We start from the raw sequence: 14,339 nt of genomic DNA, 5'->3' as shown, positions 1-14,339 counted from the left end.
CTGTCGATTCGGGGCGGCCACTCTAGCACGGCGAGGGTGCGCGTTCCGCAACGCCTTGGCTATCATGCGCGGCTTTCCATCCGCCCTGGCCGGAGTCCGTCGAACCATGCACACCTTGCAGCAACTGCGCAGCGGCGAACTGGCCGGCGCCACGCGCCTGGACCTGTCCTGCGGCCTGCGCGAGTTCCCCCGGGAAATCTTCGAACTGGCCGACTCCCTGGAGGTGCTCAACCTCAGCGGCAATGCCCTGGACAGCCTACCGGACGACCTCGGCCGGCTGCATCGTCTCAAGGTGCTGTTCTGTTCCGCCAACGACTTCGCCGAATTGCCGGCGGCGGTGGGCGACTGTCCGGCGCTGAGCATGGTCGGCTTCAAGTCCAACCGCATCGAGCGGGTGCCGGCCGCAGCCCTGCCGCCAGCGCTGCGCTGGCTGATCCTCACCGACAACCGGATTGCCACGCTGCCCGAGGAACTGGGCCGCCGGCCGTTGCAGAAGCTGATGTTGGCCGGCAACCGCCTGGAGGCCTTGCCCGAGAGCATGGCCGCTTGCGAAGGCCTGGAACTGCTGCGGATCGCCGCCAACCGTTTCCAGCGCCTGCCGGCCTGGCTGGCGACGCTGCCGCGCCTGGCCTGGCTGGCCTACGCCGGCAACCCGTTGTGCCGCCTGCCGGCGCTGGCCGACAGCGGCATCGCCGTGCTGGACTGGAGCGAGCTGAGCCTGGAAGGGCTGATCGGCGAAGGAGCCTCCGGGATCATCCATCGCGCCGGCTGGCGCCAGCCGGACGGCTCGACGCGCACGGTGGCGCTGAAGCTGTTCAAGGGCGAAGTGACCAGCGATGGCACCCCTGCCAGCGAGATGGCCGCCTGCCTGGCGGCGGGGCGCCATGCGCAATTGATCGAGGTGCTCGGCCGGCTCGCCGGGCATCCGCAAGGGCGCGACGGGCTGGTGCTGGAGCTGCTCGACGACGCCTATCGCAACCTGGCGGGGCCGCCGAGCCTGGAGTCCTGTACCCGCGACGTCTATCCGCCGGGACTGCGCTTCGAGCTGGCCACGGCGCTGCGCCTGGCGGCCTCGCTCGCCGGGTTGATGGCCCATCTGCATGGACGCGGTATCAGCCATGGCGACTTCTATGCGCATAACATCCTCTGGCGCGAGGATGGCGCCTGCCTGCTGGGCGATTTCGGCGCCGCGTCCTTCCTCCCGGACGACGCCGTGCTTGCCGGCGCCCTGCGGCGTCTGGAAGTGCGTGCCTTCGCCTGCCTGCTGGAGGAGTTGCTCGAGCGCAGTGAGGCGCTGCCGGGGCAGGCCTCGCTACGTGCGGCGCTGGTCGAGTTGCAGCGACGTTGCGCGCTGCCACGGGTGAGCGAGCGGCCGGACTTCGGCGAGATCCAGGCGATCTTGCGCGACCTTGCCGCTCGCAGCCAGGCGTTTCCTCAAGTTCGATGAATTTGCCCGAGATTGACCGCAGGCTGATAAATATCAACGCAGTTCTAGCGGGCTTGGAGCTAGACTGACAAGTATGTCAGGAACGCGGCCAACGAGGGTAAACATGGATTCCTACGGCGTCACTTTCGCAATCATCGTGCTGGGCATGCTCTTCATCGGCACGGGTTTCACCAAGCGCGACACGCCGTTCGGCCTGTTCCTCATGTGGGTCGGGGTGATCTGCATGCTGGCCATCATCAGCTACCGCATCTATATCGCCACCCATTACTGAAGCGCCACCCGCGCCCGCAATGGCGGGCGCGGAGGTCCGCCGCTCAGTCGCGCGTCTCGCCCATGGCCCGGGCATAGCCGGACGGGGCGAAGCGCAGGGTCACCAGCAACATCGCCACCACGCTCGCCGCGAGCAGCAGCCAGGAGGCCTGGAAGCTGCCGGTGGCGTCGCGCAGCCAGCCGGTCAGGTAGGGCACGATGCCGGTGATGATGAAGCCGATGCCCTGCACGAAGGCCGCCAGGCTTCCCGCCGCACGCGGCTCGTGGAGGTGGTCGAGGGTCAGGGTCAGGCTGAGGGCGAAGCAGGCGCCCAGGCCGTAGCCGATCAACGCCACCCACAGCGCCGCGTGCTGCAGCGGCATCAGCAGCAGGCCGCAGAAGCCGCCGAGCTGGACCAGCAGCGCGGCCAGCAGCCAGGGCCGGCGGTCGAGGCGGCGGCGAATCAGCAGCGGCACGCTGAGCGCGGCGAGCACCTGGAAGATGGTCATGATCCCGACCAGCCCGCCGCTGTCCTGGGCGCTCCAGCCGAGCTGGCGGTAGTACACCGGCAACCAGGCCACCATGCTGGTGTAGCCGCCGTTGATCAACCCGAAATACACCGCCAGCAGCCAGCCACGGCGATTGCCGAAGAAGTGCCGGACCGGCCCCTCGCCAGCGCTCGGCAGCACCTCCCTTGGCCGCGCGAACATCCACAGCAGCAGCGCCAGCAGGGCCGGTACGGCCCAGGCGCCGAGGCCGGCCTGCCAGTTGGAGAAGTGTTCGGCGATCCGCGGGCTGAGCACCGCCGCGGTTCCGCCGCCGGCCATCAGCGAGGCCGAGTAGAGGCCCATCGCCGCCGGGACCCGCCTCGGGAACCAGCGCTTGACCACGCCCGGTACCAGCGCCTGGATGATCGCCACGCCGCTGCCGGCCAGCGCGGCGCTGGCGATCAGCGCCAGCCCGCTATCCAGTTCCAGGCGCCAGAGGCAGGCCGCGGCGATGGCCAGCAGTCCGCAGACGATGCCGCGGTGCTCGGCCAGCCAGCGCCCGAGCCAGGGCAGGAACAGCGCCACCAGGCCCATGCAGAGCACCGGCAACACCGTCAGCAGCGACGCGCCCTGGAAGCCGAGACCGGTGCCGGCGGTGATTTCCTCGAGCAGCGGGCCGATGCCGGTGAGGATCGGTCGCAGGTTGATGCCGAGGCAGAAGATTACCAGCAGGCCGACCCAACTGACCTCCGCCGCGCCGACGCCGGTGGCGGCCTGGCCGCCGGAAGGGATTCGCGCGCTCATGCCTGGCGTTGCCGCCATTGCCGGTACAGACCCTCTTCGCCGGCAGGACGCAGGGCGCGTAGCGGCAGGCTCTGCCGCTGTGGCGGGCGCGCCATCTCGGCGTAGAGCGTGGCCGTGGACAGGCCGAACGCTTCGCCGTCCTCGTTGGAATAGGCGAACCAGGCCGCCTGGATGCCGCAGAGATGCATGGCGGCCAGGCACATCGGGCAGGGATGGCCGCTGGCGTAGATCACGCAACCGTCCAGGCGCGGGCTGCCGAGTGCCTGACTGGCCTGGCGGATCGCCTGCAGTTCGGCGTGGGCGCTGGGATCGTGGGTCTCGTGGATCTGGTTGACGCCGCGGGCCAGGACCCGCCCGTCGCGCACCAGCAAGGCGCCGAACGGGCGGCCGCCGGCCTCGACGTTGGCGCGGGCGAGGGCGATGGCCTCGCGCATGAAGGTTTCATCAGACATGTCTTTCTCCTTCGCTTTCATTGGGCGCCGGCGGCCAGCAGCAGCCGCTCGATCCCGCCCTGGCCGCGCTGGCGGGCGTGGGCCAGCGGGCTGACGCCGTCGGCATCGGCCAGGTTGACGTCGGCGCCGGCGTCGATCAGCAGGCGCACGATCTCCTGGTGGCGCGGACCGCCGTCACTCAGCAGGATCGCCTCGAGCAGCCCGGTCCAGCCGAGCTTGTTGACATGGTTGGGATCGACCCCGGCTTGCAGCAGCGTCTTCACCACTTCCACATGGCCGCGTTCGCAGGCCGGGATCAGCGCGGTGCCGCCATAGCGGTTGGTACTCTTCAGGTCGGCGCCGTGGAGCAGGGTCAGGCGCAGGATTTCCAGGCGGCCCTCGGCGCCGGCCAGCAGATACGGGCTGTCGAGCCGGCTGTTCTGCCGGTTGACGTCGGCGCCGGCCTCGATCAACTGGCGCGCCACCGCCAGGTGGTCGTTGGCGGTGGCCAGCAGCAGCGGGGTGCTGCCGTCGGCGCTGGGCGCGTCGACCTCGACCTTGCGTTCGAGCAGGCTGGCGACCTGCGCGGTATCGCCGCGACGCGCGGCTTCGAGCAATGCTCCGGCGTCGCTCGCGCCGGCGCCTCCGCTGAATGCTGCGCAGACCAGCATGGCTCCGCTCCTGCATAGATTGGCCAGGGACATGTCGATGGACTCCGATAGGCGTTGGCGAAAAGTATGGCGTCGATGTCATGTATGCTGAAATTAAATGATGGAATGCCTTTCAGTGGGAGTGTGCATGCTCGATCTGGTCCTGCTCCGTACCTTCGTCAGCGTTGTCGACACCGGCAACTTCACCCGCGCCGGCGAACACCTGCACCTGACCCAGTCCACCGTCAGCCAGCAGGTCATCCGCCTCGAACAGAACCTCGGTTGCCGCCTGCTCGACCGCAGCCAGCGGCAGGTTTTGCCGACCGAGGAAGGCGAGCGTCTGCTTGGCTACGCGCGGCGCCTGCTGCGGCTCTCGGACGAGGCCAGCGAGGCCCTCAGCCCGGCCCATGGCGACGGCGTGCTGCGCCTCGGCGTGCCGGAAGACCTCGCCGGCGAAGTGCTGATGCCGGTGCTGACGCGCTTCACCGAAGAGCGTCCGCGACTGCGCCTGGAGGTCGAGAGCGGTCTCAGCCATCACCTGCTGCGCCTCTATCGCAGCGGCGAGCTGGACCTGCTGCTGGTCAAGCAGTGGGGGGCCGACAGCGACTGCCATGCACGCTGGGCCGAGCCGCTGGGCTGGTTCGGCAGCGCCGCGCGGCCGTTCGGCGAGGGTTCGCCGGAGGAGCCGGTGCCGCTGGTGGTGTTCCCGGTCGGCGCGCTGTATCGCCAGGAGATGATCCATGCCCTGGAGAGCATCGGGCGTCGCTGGCGCATCGGCTATTCCAGCGCCAGCCTGGCCAGCCTGGTGGCCGCGGTCGGCGCCGGACTGGGGGTCAGCCTGCTGCCGCTGGGCTGCGTCGGGCCCGAGCATCGCCTGCTTGGCGCGCAGGCCGGCTTCCCGCCCATCGCTGGCCTGGAGCTGGCGCTCTACGCGCGGCCCGAGCTGGACAGCGCCGGGCGCACCCTCCGCGACCGCCTGCGCGACCTCTGCGATGCACGCCTGGAAGGGTTGCAGGGCGAGCGCTGAGCGCTGTCTCCGGGCTATGATCCGGCTCCCTCAGCGAATGGACACGGAAGCCCGCCACATGTCCCGACCCACCCTGCAAGTCGACCTGCTGGTCGAGTCCTTCAATTACAAGGCCTGGTCCGACCGCCGCACCCTCGATGCCATCGCCCGGATCGACGCCGAGGCGTTCCCGGCCTCGCTGGCCTTCGCCTTGCAACAGCTCAATCACATGGCGATCGTCGAGGAACTGTTCAGGGCGCGCCTGCTGGGCGAGCCGGCGCCCCACCAACAGACCAACAGCGAGGTGGTGCCTGGCTACGACGTCCTGCGTCGCCGGCTGGAGGATTCGGCCGCCTGGTTCGCCGGCTATGTCGCCGAGCTGCCGCTGGAGCGTCGCGGCGAATGGCTGCGCTTCCGCTTCGCCGATGGCCGCGACGGCGGCATGACGCGCCAGGAGATCCTCTTCCATATCGTCAACCATGGCACCTACCATCGCGGCGCCATCGGTCATGCCCTCGACCTGGCGGGCGCGCCCCGGCCGGCGGATACCTACACCCTGTATATCCACTCCGCGCAGCCGGAGCGGCGGGAATAGCCTGCGGCAATGGCCGCCGAGCCTCTACGCCATCGCCGAGAAACGACGTGGGGCTCGACCGAGCCCCCGCGCTGCGCATAAAAAAGCCCCGCGACCAGGAGCTGCAATCGCGGGGCTGGAGTGGCCGATTTCCATCGGCCGGGGGATAGCCGGTTCAGGCGCTGGGTTGCCAGCCACCGCCGAGGGAGCGGTAGATCGCCACGATGCCGCGGTACAGCTCGACCTCGGCCTGGGCCTGGGCATCTTCGGCGGAGAGTTGCTCGCGTTCGGCGTCCAGCAGCACCAGGAAATCGGTGGTGCCTTCGCGGTAGCGGATCGCCGCCTGTTGCGCGGCGGCGCGGCTGGCTTCCGACTGGCGGACCAGCGAGACCAGGCGCTCCTGGCGCTTGCCATAGTCGCTGAAGGCATTCGCCGATTCTTCCAGGGCCAGCAGCACCTGCTGTTCGTAGCTGGCCAGCGCGGCGTCGGCGTCGGCCTTGGCGCCGCGCAGGCGGGCACGCACGCTGCCGAGGTCGAAGGCGGCCCAACTGATGCTCGGGCCGACGCTCCAGGCGCGGGCGGCGCTTGAGCCGATCTGCGAGCCCCGCCCGGCGGTGAAGCCGAGGAAGCCGCTGAGGCTGACCCGCGGGAACAGGTCGGCGGTGGCCACGCCGACGTCGGCGGTGCTGGCGGCCAGGCGCCGTTCGGCGGCGCGGATGTCCGGTCGGCGGCGCAGCAGCTCGCCGGGATCGCCGATCGGCAGGGCCTTGGTGATCGCCGGCAGGTCGCGCGGCGAAAGGTCCACTGTCAACTCTTCCGGCCGTTGGCCGAGGAGGGTGGCGATACGGTGCCTGGCGCGCTCGGCTTCCGCCTGCAGTTGCGGCACGCTGGCGGCGGTGGCCGCCAGGCGCGCATCGGCGCGCAGTACGTCGAGTTCGGCACCGACCCCGGCGTCGCGCAGTTGCTCGGTGAGCTGGCGCGACTCCTTCTGGTTCTCCAGGTTGCTCAGGGCAATCTTCTCGCGCAGTTGCGCGCCGCGCAGCTGGCCGTAGGCGTCCACCAGCTCGGCGATCAGGCTGACCTGCAGTTGCTGCAGGTCGGCCTCGGCCGCTTCGCTGAGGGCGTCGCTGGACTCCAGCTGACGGCGGATGCGCCCGAACAGGTCAAGCTCCCAAGCGCTATCCAGGCCAAGGTCGTAGCGCTCGCTGTTGACCCGGTCCTCGGTCACTCCCGGTTGCTGGCCCTTGCCGATGTCGGCGCTGGCGCGGCTGGTGACCACCGGGAAGCGATCGTTGGCCACGTCGTCGCGCAGGGCGCGGGCGGCGCGCAGGCGGGCGAAGGCCACGCGCAGGTCGCGGTTGCCGCTCAGCGACTGTTCGACCAACTGGTTCAGGGTCGGATCGTCGAACTGTTTCCACCACAGGCTTTCGAAGCGGCTGCGGTCGTAGGGCTTGCTCGCCGTGGCGTCGATCTTCGCCGCCGCGGTGTCGGGGGTCCGGTAGTCCGGACCCACCGTGCAGGCGCTGAGCGCCAGCAGACTGAACAGACCCAGGGCGGGCGCGAGCCCGCTCCGGATCGACTGCGCGTGAATCATGCATGCACCTCTGGCAGGCCTTTGTCGTTGGCGGCGCGGCGCGCTTCGCGGTTCTCCACGAAGCGGCGGATGAGGACGTAGAACACCGGCGTCAGCAGCAGGCCGAAGAAGGTCACCCCGATCATCCCGGAGAACACCGCCACGCCCATCGCATGGCGCATCTCGGCGCCGGCGCCGGTGGAGATCACCAGCGGCACCACGCCCATGATGAAGGCGATGGACGTCATCAGGATCGGCCGCAGGCGCAGGCGGCAGGCTTCCAGCACCGCGGCGACGCGGTCCATGCCTTCCTCCTGCTTGTCCTTGGCGAACTCGACGATCAGGATCGCGTTCTTGCACGCCAGCCCCACCAGAACGATCAGGCCGATCTGGGTGAAGATGTTGTTGTCGCTGCCGGCCAGGATCACCCCGGTGATCGCCGACAGCAGGGTCATCGGCACGATCAGGATCACCGCCAGCGGCAGGCTCCAGCTCTCGTACTGGGCGGCCAGCACGAGGAAGGCCAGCAGCACGCAGAGCGGGAAGACGAACAGCGCGGTATTGCCGGCGAGAATCTGCTGGTAGGTCAGCTCGGTCCACTCGTAGGTCATGCCGTTGGGCAGTTCCTCCTTCAGCAGCTTCTCGATCGCCGCCTGCGCCTGGCCGGAGCTGTAGCCCGCGGCCGGGGCGCCGTTGAGTTCGGCGGTGATGAAGCCGTTGTAGTGCATCACACGGTCCGGACCGGAGGTGTCGCTGACCTTGATGAAGGACGCCAGCGGGACCATCTCGCCGAGGTTGTTGCGCACCTTCAGCTGGCCGATCTGCTCGGGTTCGAGGCGGAACTGCTGCTCGGCCTGGACGTTGACCTGATAGGTACGGCCGAAGCGGTTGAAGTCGTTCGCGTACAGCGAGCCGAGGTAGACCTGCAGGGTGTCGAAGATGTCGCTGATCGCCACGCCGTGGGTCTTGGCCTTCTCGCGGTCGATGTCGGCGTCGATCTGCGGCACGTTGACCTGGTAGCTGGAGAACACCGAGCTGGGTTCCAGCTCAGGCAGCGCACGGGCCTTGGTGATGATGTTCTGGGTCTGCTTGAACAGCTCCTCGTAGCCCTGGTTGCCACGGTCCTCGATCTGCAGGCGGAAGCCGCCGATGGTCCCCAGCCCCTGTACCGGCGGCGGCGGGAAGATCGCGATGTAGGCGTCCTGGATGTCGGCGTACTTGGCGTTCAGCGCGGCGGCGATGGCACCGGCCGACTGGCTCGGGTCCTTGCGCTCGTCGAACGGCTTCAGCGGGGTGAACACGATGCCGCTGTTCGGGCTGTTGGTGAAGCCGTTGATCGACAGGCCGGGGAAGGCCACCGAGTCCGCCACGCCGGGCTGCGCCAGGGCGATCTCGGACATCTGCTTGATCACCGCCTCGGTACGGTCCAGGCTGGCCGCGTCGGGCAACTGGGCGAAGGCCACCAGGTACTGCTTGTCCTGCTGCGGGACGAAACCGGTCGGGGTGCTGGAGAAGCCGAAGTAGGTCAGCACCATCAGCCCGCCGTAGACCAGCAGGGCGATCGAGCTGCCGCGCAGGACCCGGTTCACCGTGCCGACGTAGCCATGGCTGGCGCGGTCGAAGAAACGGTTGAACGGACGGAACAGCCAACTGCCGAGGAGCTTGTCGAGGAACACCGAGAAGCGGTCCTTCGGCTCGTGGTGGCCCTTGAGCAGGACCGCCGCCAGCGCTGGCGACAGGGTCAGCGAGTTGAACGCCGAGATCACCGTGGAGATCGCGATGGTCAGGGCGAACTGGCGGTAGAACTGCCCGGTAAGGCCGGAGATGAACGCGGTCGGGATGAACACCGCGCAGAGCACCAGCGCCGTGGCGATGATCGGCCCGGTCACCTCGCGCATGGCACGCTTGGTGGCTTCCACCGGCTTGAGGCCGAGGCCGATGTTGCGCTCGACGTTCTCCACCACCACGATGGCGTCGTCCACCACGATGCCGATGGCCAGCACCAGGCCGAACAGCGACAGCGCGTTGAGCGAGAAGCCGAGCATGTGCATCACCGCGAAGGTGCCGATCAGCGACACCGGCACCGCGGCCAGCGGGATGATCGAGGCGCGCCAGGTCTGCAGGAACAGGATCACCACCAGCACCACCAGCACCAGGGCTTCGAACAGGGTGTGCACCACCGCCTCGATGGAGCCGCGGACGAAGATGGTCGGGTCGTAGACGATGGAGTAGTCCATGCCTTGCGGGAAGCTGTGCTTCAGCTCGGCCATCTTCTCCCGCACCAGGTTGGAGATCTCGATGGCGTTCGAGCCGGGACGCTGGAAGATCGGGATCGCCACCGCCGGCTTGTTGTTCAGCAGCGAGCGCAGGGCGTACTGGTTGGAGCCCAGCTCGACCCGGGCGATGTCGCGCAGACGGGTGATCTCGCCGTTGGCGCCGGCGCGGATGATGATGTTCTCGAACTCTTCCTCGGTGACCAGGCGACCCTGGGTGTTGATCGACAACTGGAAGCTGGTATCGCTCGGCGCCGGCGGCGCGCCCAGGGTGCCGGCGGCGACCTGGCGGTTCTGCTCGCGGATGGCGTTGACCACGTCGGTGGCGGTGAGGTTGCGCGAGGCGACCTTGTTCGGGTCCAGCCAGACGCGCAGCGAATAGTCGCCGAGGCCGAACAACTGGACGTCGCCGACGCCGTCGAGGCGGGCCAGTTCGTCCTTCACGTTGAGCACCGCGTAGTTCGACAGGTAGAGCATGTCGTAGCGGTTATCCGGCGAGGTCAGGTGCACGACCATGGTCAGGTCGGGCGAGGCCTTGTCGACGGTGATGCCGAGCCGGGTCACTTCTTCCGGGAGCTTCGGCTCGGTCCGGGTGACGCGGTTCTGCACCTGCACCTGGGCGTTGTCCAGGTCGGTGCCGAGGGCGAAGGTGATGGTCAGGGTCAGCTTGCCGTCGGAGGTCGACTGGGAGGACATGTAGAGCATGTTCTCCACCCCGGTGATCGCCTGTTCCAAGGGAGAGGCGACGGTCTCGCCGATGACTTTCGGGTTGGCGCCGGGGAAGTTGGCGCGGACCACGACGGTCGGCGGCACCACTTCCGGGTATTCGCTGATGGGTAGCTGGAACAGGGAGATCGCGCCGCCAATCAGGATCAGCAGCGACAGCACCGCGGCGAAGATCGGCCGCTGGATGAAGAATTGGGAGAAATTCATCGGTTCTTCCTATCGCCGCGCTCAGCCGCGCGGCTCGTTGCGAGTGGCGTTGTCCTTGGACGCCGCCACCTTCGGTGGTTCGCTGTCGCCGACCGACTGCCGCAGGCGCGCGAGGGTGGCCAGGGTGTCGGCGCTGGCCATCTCGACCTTCTGCGGATCCACCTGCATGCCCGGGCGGACCCGCTGCAGGCCATTCACGACGATCCGGTCGCCCTTGCTCAGGCCGCTGCGGACGATGCGCAGGCCCTCCAGCTTCGGTCCCATCTCGACGGTGCGGTAGACGGTCTTGTTGTCGCCATCCAGGACCAGCACGAACTTCTTGCCCAGGTCGGTGCCGACCGCTTCGTCCTTGATCAGGGTGGCGGCGTAGGTCTTGCTGCCGACCAGCTTCAGGCGCACGTAGAGGCCCGGGGTGAACTCGCCCTTGGCGTTGTCGAACACGGCGCGGCCGCGGATGGTGCCGGTACGCGGGTTGACCTGGTTGTCGAGGAAGTCCAGCCGGCCCAGGTGCGGGTTGCCGTCCTCGCTGCTCAGGCCGAGGTACACCGGGCTCTCGCTGCGCGTGTCGCGACCGGCCTGGCGGGCCAGCTCGACGTACTTGAGGAACACGCGCTCGTCGGCGTCGAAGTAGGCGTAGACCTTGTCGGTGCTGACCAGGGTGGTGAGCAGGGTCTCCCCGGAGTTGACCAGGTTGCCGGCGGTGACCTCGGCGCGGCTGACGCGACCATCGATCGGCGCGGTGATCCGGGTGAAGCTCAGGTTCAGGCGTGCCGCGTCCAGTTGCGCCTGGGTCGCGGCGACCGCCGCCTTGGCTTCCTGGGCGGCGGTGGTGCGGGCGTCGGCGAGTTCCGCGGAGATCGCGTTGCTGGCGCGCAGGCGTTCGCCGCGCTGGGCTTCGTTGACGCTCCGCGCCTGGGCCGCGCGGGCCTGTTGCAGCTGGGCTTCGAGGCGCTTGACCTCGGCCTCGAACGGGCGCGGGTCGATCTGGAACAGCAGGTCGCCTTTCTTCACCAGGGCGCCTTCATGGAAGGCCACGCGGTCGATGTAGCCCGATACCCGCGGGCGCAGCTCCACCGATTCCGGGGCTTCCAGGCGGCCGGTGAATTCGTCCCACTCGTTCAGCGGTTGTTCGATGACTTCGGCGACGCTGACCTTGGGCGCCGCCATGCCTTGGGTGGTTTCCGGGGCCTTGCCGCAGGCGCTCAGGACCAGTACGGCCGCGAGTGCGAGGGGGTAGCGCCAGGAGAAGTGGGATGACTGTTCCATGCTTGACTCCGCCAGTCGGTTTTTCGGGATTGGCGAAGTCTGCGGGCTGCTCCGGCAGGGAACTAATCGAACGATGAGATTTTGATTATCACGAACAGTGATACATGGTTTTTCGTTTTCTGTAACAGTCGATGGTTATGGACAGTGCTTTCGATGGAATAAGCCACAGGCTCGCGGTGCGCGATCGATTTCCCCGTTGCGACGCCTCGTGCAGGTAGCCGCCGGAGGGCTCAGAGACTGTCCGGATCGCCGATGAACATGCTGATCCGCGAGCGCAGCCAGCGTTCCGCCGGGTCGTTGTCCTGGGCGCCGCGCCAGGCCATCGACAGTTCGAAGGCGCGGGTCTCGAACGGCGGGTCCTCGGCGCGCAGGCCGCCGGCGGCGATCAGCGCCTGGGCGGCGTAGTCGGGCACGGTGGCGATGATGTCGGTGCCGGCGAGGAGGGTGCCGAGGCCGTTGAACTGCGGCACCGCCAGGACCACCTTGCGCTTGCGGCCGAATTTCTCCAGTTCCTCGTCGACGAAGCCGCTGAGGTCGCCGGCGAAGGACACCAGCGCGTGCGGTCGCGCGCAGTAGTCGTCGAGGGTCAGCTGGCCGGGCGCGGAGTCGGCGCGGAGGATCTTCGGCTTGCTGCGGCGCACGGTCTTGCGCTTGGCGTTGGCCGGCAGTTCGTCGGTGTAGCTGACGCCCACCGAGATCTCCCCCGAGGCCAGCAGGTTCGGCATCAATAGATAGTTGGCGCGGCGCACGACGAGGACGATCCCCGGCGCCTCTGCGCGCAGGCGGCGGAGCAGGGGCGGCAGCAGGCCGAACTCGACGTCGTCGGAAAGGCCGATGCGGAACACCGCGGTGCTGGTCGCCGGATCGAACTCGCTGGCGCGACTCATGGCGGTGGAGATGGAATCCAGCGCCGGCGACAGGTGGGCGAAGATTTCCTGGGCTCGCGCGGTGGGCTCCATGCTGCGTCCGGTACGGACGAACAGCGGGTCGTCGAACAGCGTGCGCAGGCGCGACAGCGCGGCGCTGATGGCCGGCTGGCCGAGGAACAGTTTCTCTGCGGCGCGGGTCACGCTGCGTTCGTGCATCAGAGTCTCGAACACGATCAGCAGGTTCAGATCGACGCGGCGCAGGTCGTTTCGGTTCATGGCGTTCCTCGTTTCCAGGGGCTAGAGGCTGCAACCGCGGGGGCTCGCCGTCAAGCCTTGCGTGCGAGACGGGGCGGGGCCTGGCGAGGTGCCGGAGGGGCATAGGATCACTGACAGGCATAGCCATTATCAATAACGACGGGTGGTTTTGTCAGGCATGGGCGGATACAGTCACAACCCATGAGGTTATTCACCCCGTGATGCACTGCAGAGGTTTGCGATGTCCCGAGTGATCCGTTTTCATCAGTTTGGCCCGCCAGAGGTCCTCAAATGCGAAGAGCTGCCGACCCCGGCGCCGGCCGCAGGGGAAGTCCTGGTGCGTGTCCAGGCGATCGGCGTGAGCTGGAAGGATGTGCTCTGGCGTCAGAACCTGGCCCCGGAGCAGGCTGCGCTGCCGTCCGGTCTCGGCTTCGAGCTGGCCGGCGAGGTGCTGGCGGCCGGCGCCGGCGTCGGCGACCTGCCGCTGGGTTCCCGCGTGGCCAGTTTCCCCGCCCATACCCCCGATCATTATCCGGCCTATGGCGACGTGGTGCTGATGCCACGCGCGGCCCTGGCGGTCTACCCCGAGGTACTCACCCCGGTGGAGGCCAGCGTCTACTACACCGGCCTGCTGGTGGCCTATTTCGGCCTGGTCGACCTGGCCGGGTTGAAGGCCGGGCAGACCGTGCTGATCACCGAGGCGGCGCGCATGTACGGACCGGTCTCGATCCAGTTGGCCAAGGCTCTCGGCGCGCGGGTGATCGCTTCCACCAAGTCCGCCGAGGAGCGCGAGTTCCTCCGCGAGCAGGGCGCCGACAAGGTGGTGGTGACCGACGAGCAGGACCTGGTCCTGGAAGTCGAGCGCTTCACCGAGGGCAAGGGCGTCAATGTCATCCTCGACGAATTGGGCGGCCCGCAGATGACCCTGCTCGGCGATGTCTCCGCCACCCGCGGCAAGCTGGTGCTGTATGGCTGCAACGGCGGCAACGAGTCGGCGTTCCCGGCCTGCGCCGCGTTCAAGAAGCACCTGCAGTTCTACCGCCACTGCCTGATGGATTTCACCGGTCATCCGGAGATGGGCCTGGAACGCAACGACGAGTCGGTGAGCAAGGCCCTCGCGCACATCGAGCAACTGACCCGCGATCGCCTGCTCAAACCGGTGGTCGACCGGGTATTCGAGTTCGACCAGGTGGTCGAGGCGCATCGCTACATGGAAACCTGTCCGAAGCGTGGCCGGGTGGTGATCCACGTCGCCGATTGAGGACCACCCGCAGCGAAAGAGCCCGGCCATCGAGCCGGGCTTTTTCGTGGGGGGCAGAGGTCTCTGGGCTCTGGTCGCCAGCGCGTTAGGAGAGCAAAGGGACAGTTCGACTCTTCTTGAAAATATCTGTAATCCGGCTTCAGATCATTTGAAGCCCCAAGCGACCGAGGCTCGCCGCCAGTCGCAGGCGCGAGGTCTGCCAGTTGCCGAGGGCGCGGATGTGCTGGTCCTCGGCGCTGGCGTAGGCGGTCAGGGCGTTG

General features: G+C 68.1%; 13 protein-coding genes. 5 read left to right on the top strand and 8 right to left on the bottom strand.

Features of this window, described 5'->3' with window-relative positions:
* Positions 1-106: 106 nt before the first annotated feature.
* Complete coding sequence (locus LT948_RS26095; protein WP_033996162.1) at positions 107-1,447, top strand: leucine-rich repeat-containing protein kinase family protein; 1,341 nt, start codon at positions 107-109, stop codon at positions 1,445-1,447.
* 103 nt (positions 1,448-1,550) lie between these two features.
* A complete protein-coding gene (locus tag LT948_RS26090; protein ID WP_003089849.1) occupies positions 1,551-1,718 on the top strand; it encodes a hypothetical protein in 168 nt (55 codons plus the stop codon).
* Between the two features lie 43 nt (positions 1,719-1,761).
* Here the strand turns inward: LT948_RS26090 and LT948_RS26085 are convergent, their stop codons facing one another.
* The 3 genes from LT948_RS26085 to LT948_RS26075 are packed head-to-tail and all read right to left on the bottom strand — an operon-like array spanning position 1,762 to position 4,090.
* Positions 1,762-2,988: a CynX/NimT family MFS transporter gene (locus LT948_RS26085; RefSeq protein WP_019486591.1), complete on the bottom strand. Its 1,227-nt coding sequence runs from the start codon at positions 2,986-2,988 to the stop codon at positions 1,762-1,764.
* On the bottom strand, positions 2,985-3,440 hold the full coding sequence (locus tag LT948_RS26080; protein ID WP_033996163.1) for a nucleoside deaminase: 456 nt from the start codon (positions 3,438-3,440) through the stop codon (positions 2,985-2,987). Before LT948_RS26080 ends, LT948_RS26085 begins: the two co-directional genes overlap by 4 nt.
* Positions 3,441-3,457: 17 nt before the next feature.
* Positions 3,458-4,090 (bottom strand): ankyrin repeat domain-containing protein, encoded by a 633-nt coding sequence (locus LT948_RS26075; RefSeq protein ID WP_003109549.1) that lies wholly within the window; start codon positions 4,088-4,090, stop codon positions 3,458-3,460.
* A 127-nt stretch (positions 4,091-4,217) separates the two neighbouring features.
* Between LT948_RS26075 and LT948_RS26070 the strand changes: the two genes are divergently transcribed.
* Both LT948_RS26070 and LT948_RS26065 read left to right on the top strand, forming a co-directional pair.
* Entirely contained in the window at positions 4,218-5,096 is an 879-nt protein-coding gene (locus LT948_RS26070) for a LysR substrate-binding domain-containing protein (RefSeq protein ID WP_003089840.1), read from the top strand.
* Positions 5,097-5,154: 58 nt separating this feature from the next.
* A complete protein-coding gene (locus LT948_RS26065; protein WP_003089838.1) occupies positions 5,155-5,670 on the top strand; it encodes a DinB family protein in 516 nt (171 codons plus the stop codon).
* A gap of 154 nt (positions 5,671-5,824) precedes the next feature.
* Here LT948_RS26065 and oprN read toward each other — a convergent pair whose 3' ends face one another.
* The 4 genes from oprN to mexT all read right to left on the bottom strand — a co-directional run bounded on the left by oprN (position 5,825) and on the right by mexT (position 12,839).
* Positions 5,825-7,243 (bottom strand): multidrug efflux RND transporter outer membrane subunit OprN, encoded by a 1,419-nt coding sequence (oprN, locus tag LT948_RS26060; protein ID WP_003089836.1) that lies wholly within the window; start codon positions 7,241-7,243, stop codon positions 5,825-5,827.
* A complete protein-coding gene (mexF, locus tag LT948_RS26055) occupies positions 7,240-10,428 on the bottom strand; it encodes a multidrug efflux RND transporter permease subunit MexF (RefSeq protein WP_003089834.1) in 3,189 nt (1,062 codons plus the stop codon). Before mexF ends, oprN begins: the two co-directional genes overlap by 4 nt.
* Before the next feature lie 21 nt (positions 10,429-10,449).
* Positions 10,450-11,694 (bottom strand): multidrug efflux RND transporter periplasmic adaptor subunit MexE, encoded by a 1,245-nt coding sequence (gene mexE, locus LT948_RS26050; RefSeq protein ID WP_003103549.1) that lies wholly within the window; start codon positions 11,692-11,694, stop codon positions 10,450-10,452.
* A gap of 230 nt (positions 11,695-11,924) precedes the next feature.
* Positions 11,925-12,839 carry a multidrug efflux system transcriptional regulator MexT gene (gene mexT / locus LT948_RS26045; RefSeq protein WP_003089829.1) on the bottom strand — a complete coding sequence of 305 codons (915 nt, stop codon included), beginning with the start codon at positions 12,837-12,839 and terminating at the stop codon, positions 11,925-11,927.
* Positions 12,840-13,059: 220 nt separating this feature from the next.
* On the opposite strand from mexT, the gene mexS reads away from it, so the two are divergent.
* The gene (mexS, locus tag LT948_RS26040; RefSeq protein ID WP_023091717.1) at positions 13,060-14,079 is read left to right on the top strand and encodes an oxidoreductase MexS; all 1,020 of its coding nucleotides are present in this window, start codon (positions 13,060-13,062) and stop codon (positions 14,077-14,079) included.
* Positions 14,080-14,218: 139 nt separating this feature from the next.
* On the opposite strand, the gene LT948_RS26035 is transcribed toward mexS, so the two are convergent.
* The coding region (locus LT948_RS26035) for a hypothetical protein (protein WP_232197126.1) at positions 14,219-14,339 on the bottom strand (121 nt) is incomplete at its 5' end.

This window comes from Pseudomonas sp. CP-1, from assembly GCF_021213715.1.
Lineage (GTDB): Bacteria > Pseudomonadota > Gammaproteobacteria > Pseudomonadales > Pseudomonadaceae > Pseudomonas > Pseudomonas aeruginosa.
The sequence above is the reverse complement of the archived record's forward strand: the minus strand, read 5'-3'. Positions and strand labels throughout refer to the sequence as shown.

What these genes read in the sequence shown, in the direction of transcription:
- LT948_RS26095 (WP_033996162.1), top strand. Translation starts at nt 107, where the DNA reads ATGCACACCTTGCAGCAACTGCGCAGCGGCGAACTGGCCGGCGCCACG.
- LT948_RS26090 (WP_003089849.1), top strand. Translation starts at nt 1,551, where the DNA reads ATGGATTCCTACGGCGTCACTTTCGCAATCATCGTGCTGGGCATGCTC.
- LT948_RS26085 (WP_019486591.1), bottom strand. Translation starts at nt 2,988, where the DNA reads ATGAGCGCGCGAATCCCTTCCGGCGGCCAGGCCGCCACCGGCGTCGGC.
- LT948_RS26080 (WP_033996163.1), bottom strand. Translation starts at nt 3,440, where the DNA reads ATGTCTGATGAAACCTTCATGCGCGAGGCCATCGCCCTCGCCCGCGCC.
- LT948_RS26075 (WP_003109549.1), bottom strand. Translation starts at nt 4,090, where the DNA reads ATGCTGGTCTGCGCAGCATTCAGCGGAGGCGCCGGCGCGAGCGACGCC.
- LT948_RS26070 (WP_003089840.1), top strand. Translation starts at nt 4,218, where the DNA reads ATGCTCGATCTGGTCCTGCTCCGTACCTTCGTCAGCGTTGTCGACACC.
- LT948_RS26065 (WP_003089838.1), top strand. Translation starts at nt 5,155, where the DNA reads ATGTCCCGACCCACCCTGCAAGTCGACCTGCTGGTCGAGTCCTTCAAT.
- oprN (WP_003089836.1), bottom strand. Translation starts at nt 7,243, where the DNA reads ATGATTCACGCGCAGTCGATCCGGAGCGGGCTCGCGCCCGCCCTGGGT.
- mexF (WP_003089834.1), bottom strand. Translation starts at nt 10,428, where the DNA reads ATGAATTTCTCCCAATTCTTCATCCAGCGGCCGATCTTCGCCGCGGTG.
- mexE (WP_003103549.1), bottom strand. Translation starts at nt 11,694, where the DNA reads ATGGAACAGTCATCCCACTTCTCCTGGCGCTACCCCCTCGCACTCGCG.
- mexT (WP_003089829.1), bottom strand. Translation starts at nt 12,839, where the DNA reads ATGAACCGAAACGACCTGCGCCGCGTCGATCTGAACCTGCTGATCGTG.
- mexS (WP_023091717.1), top strand. Translation starts at nt 13,060, where the DNA reads ATGTCCCGAGTGATCCGTTTTCATCAGTTTGGCCCGCCAGAGGTCCTC.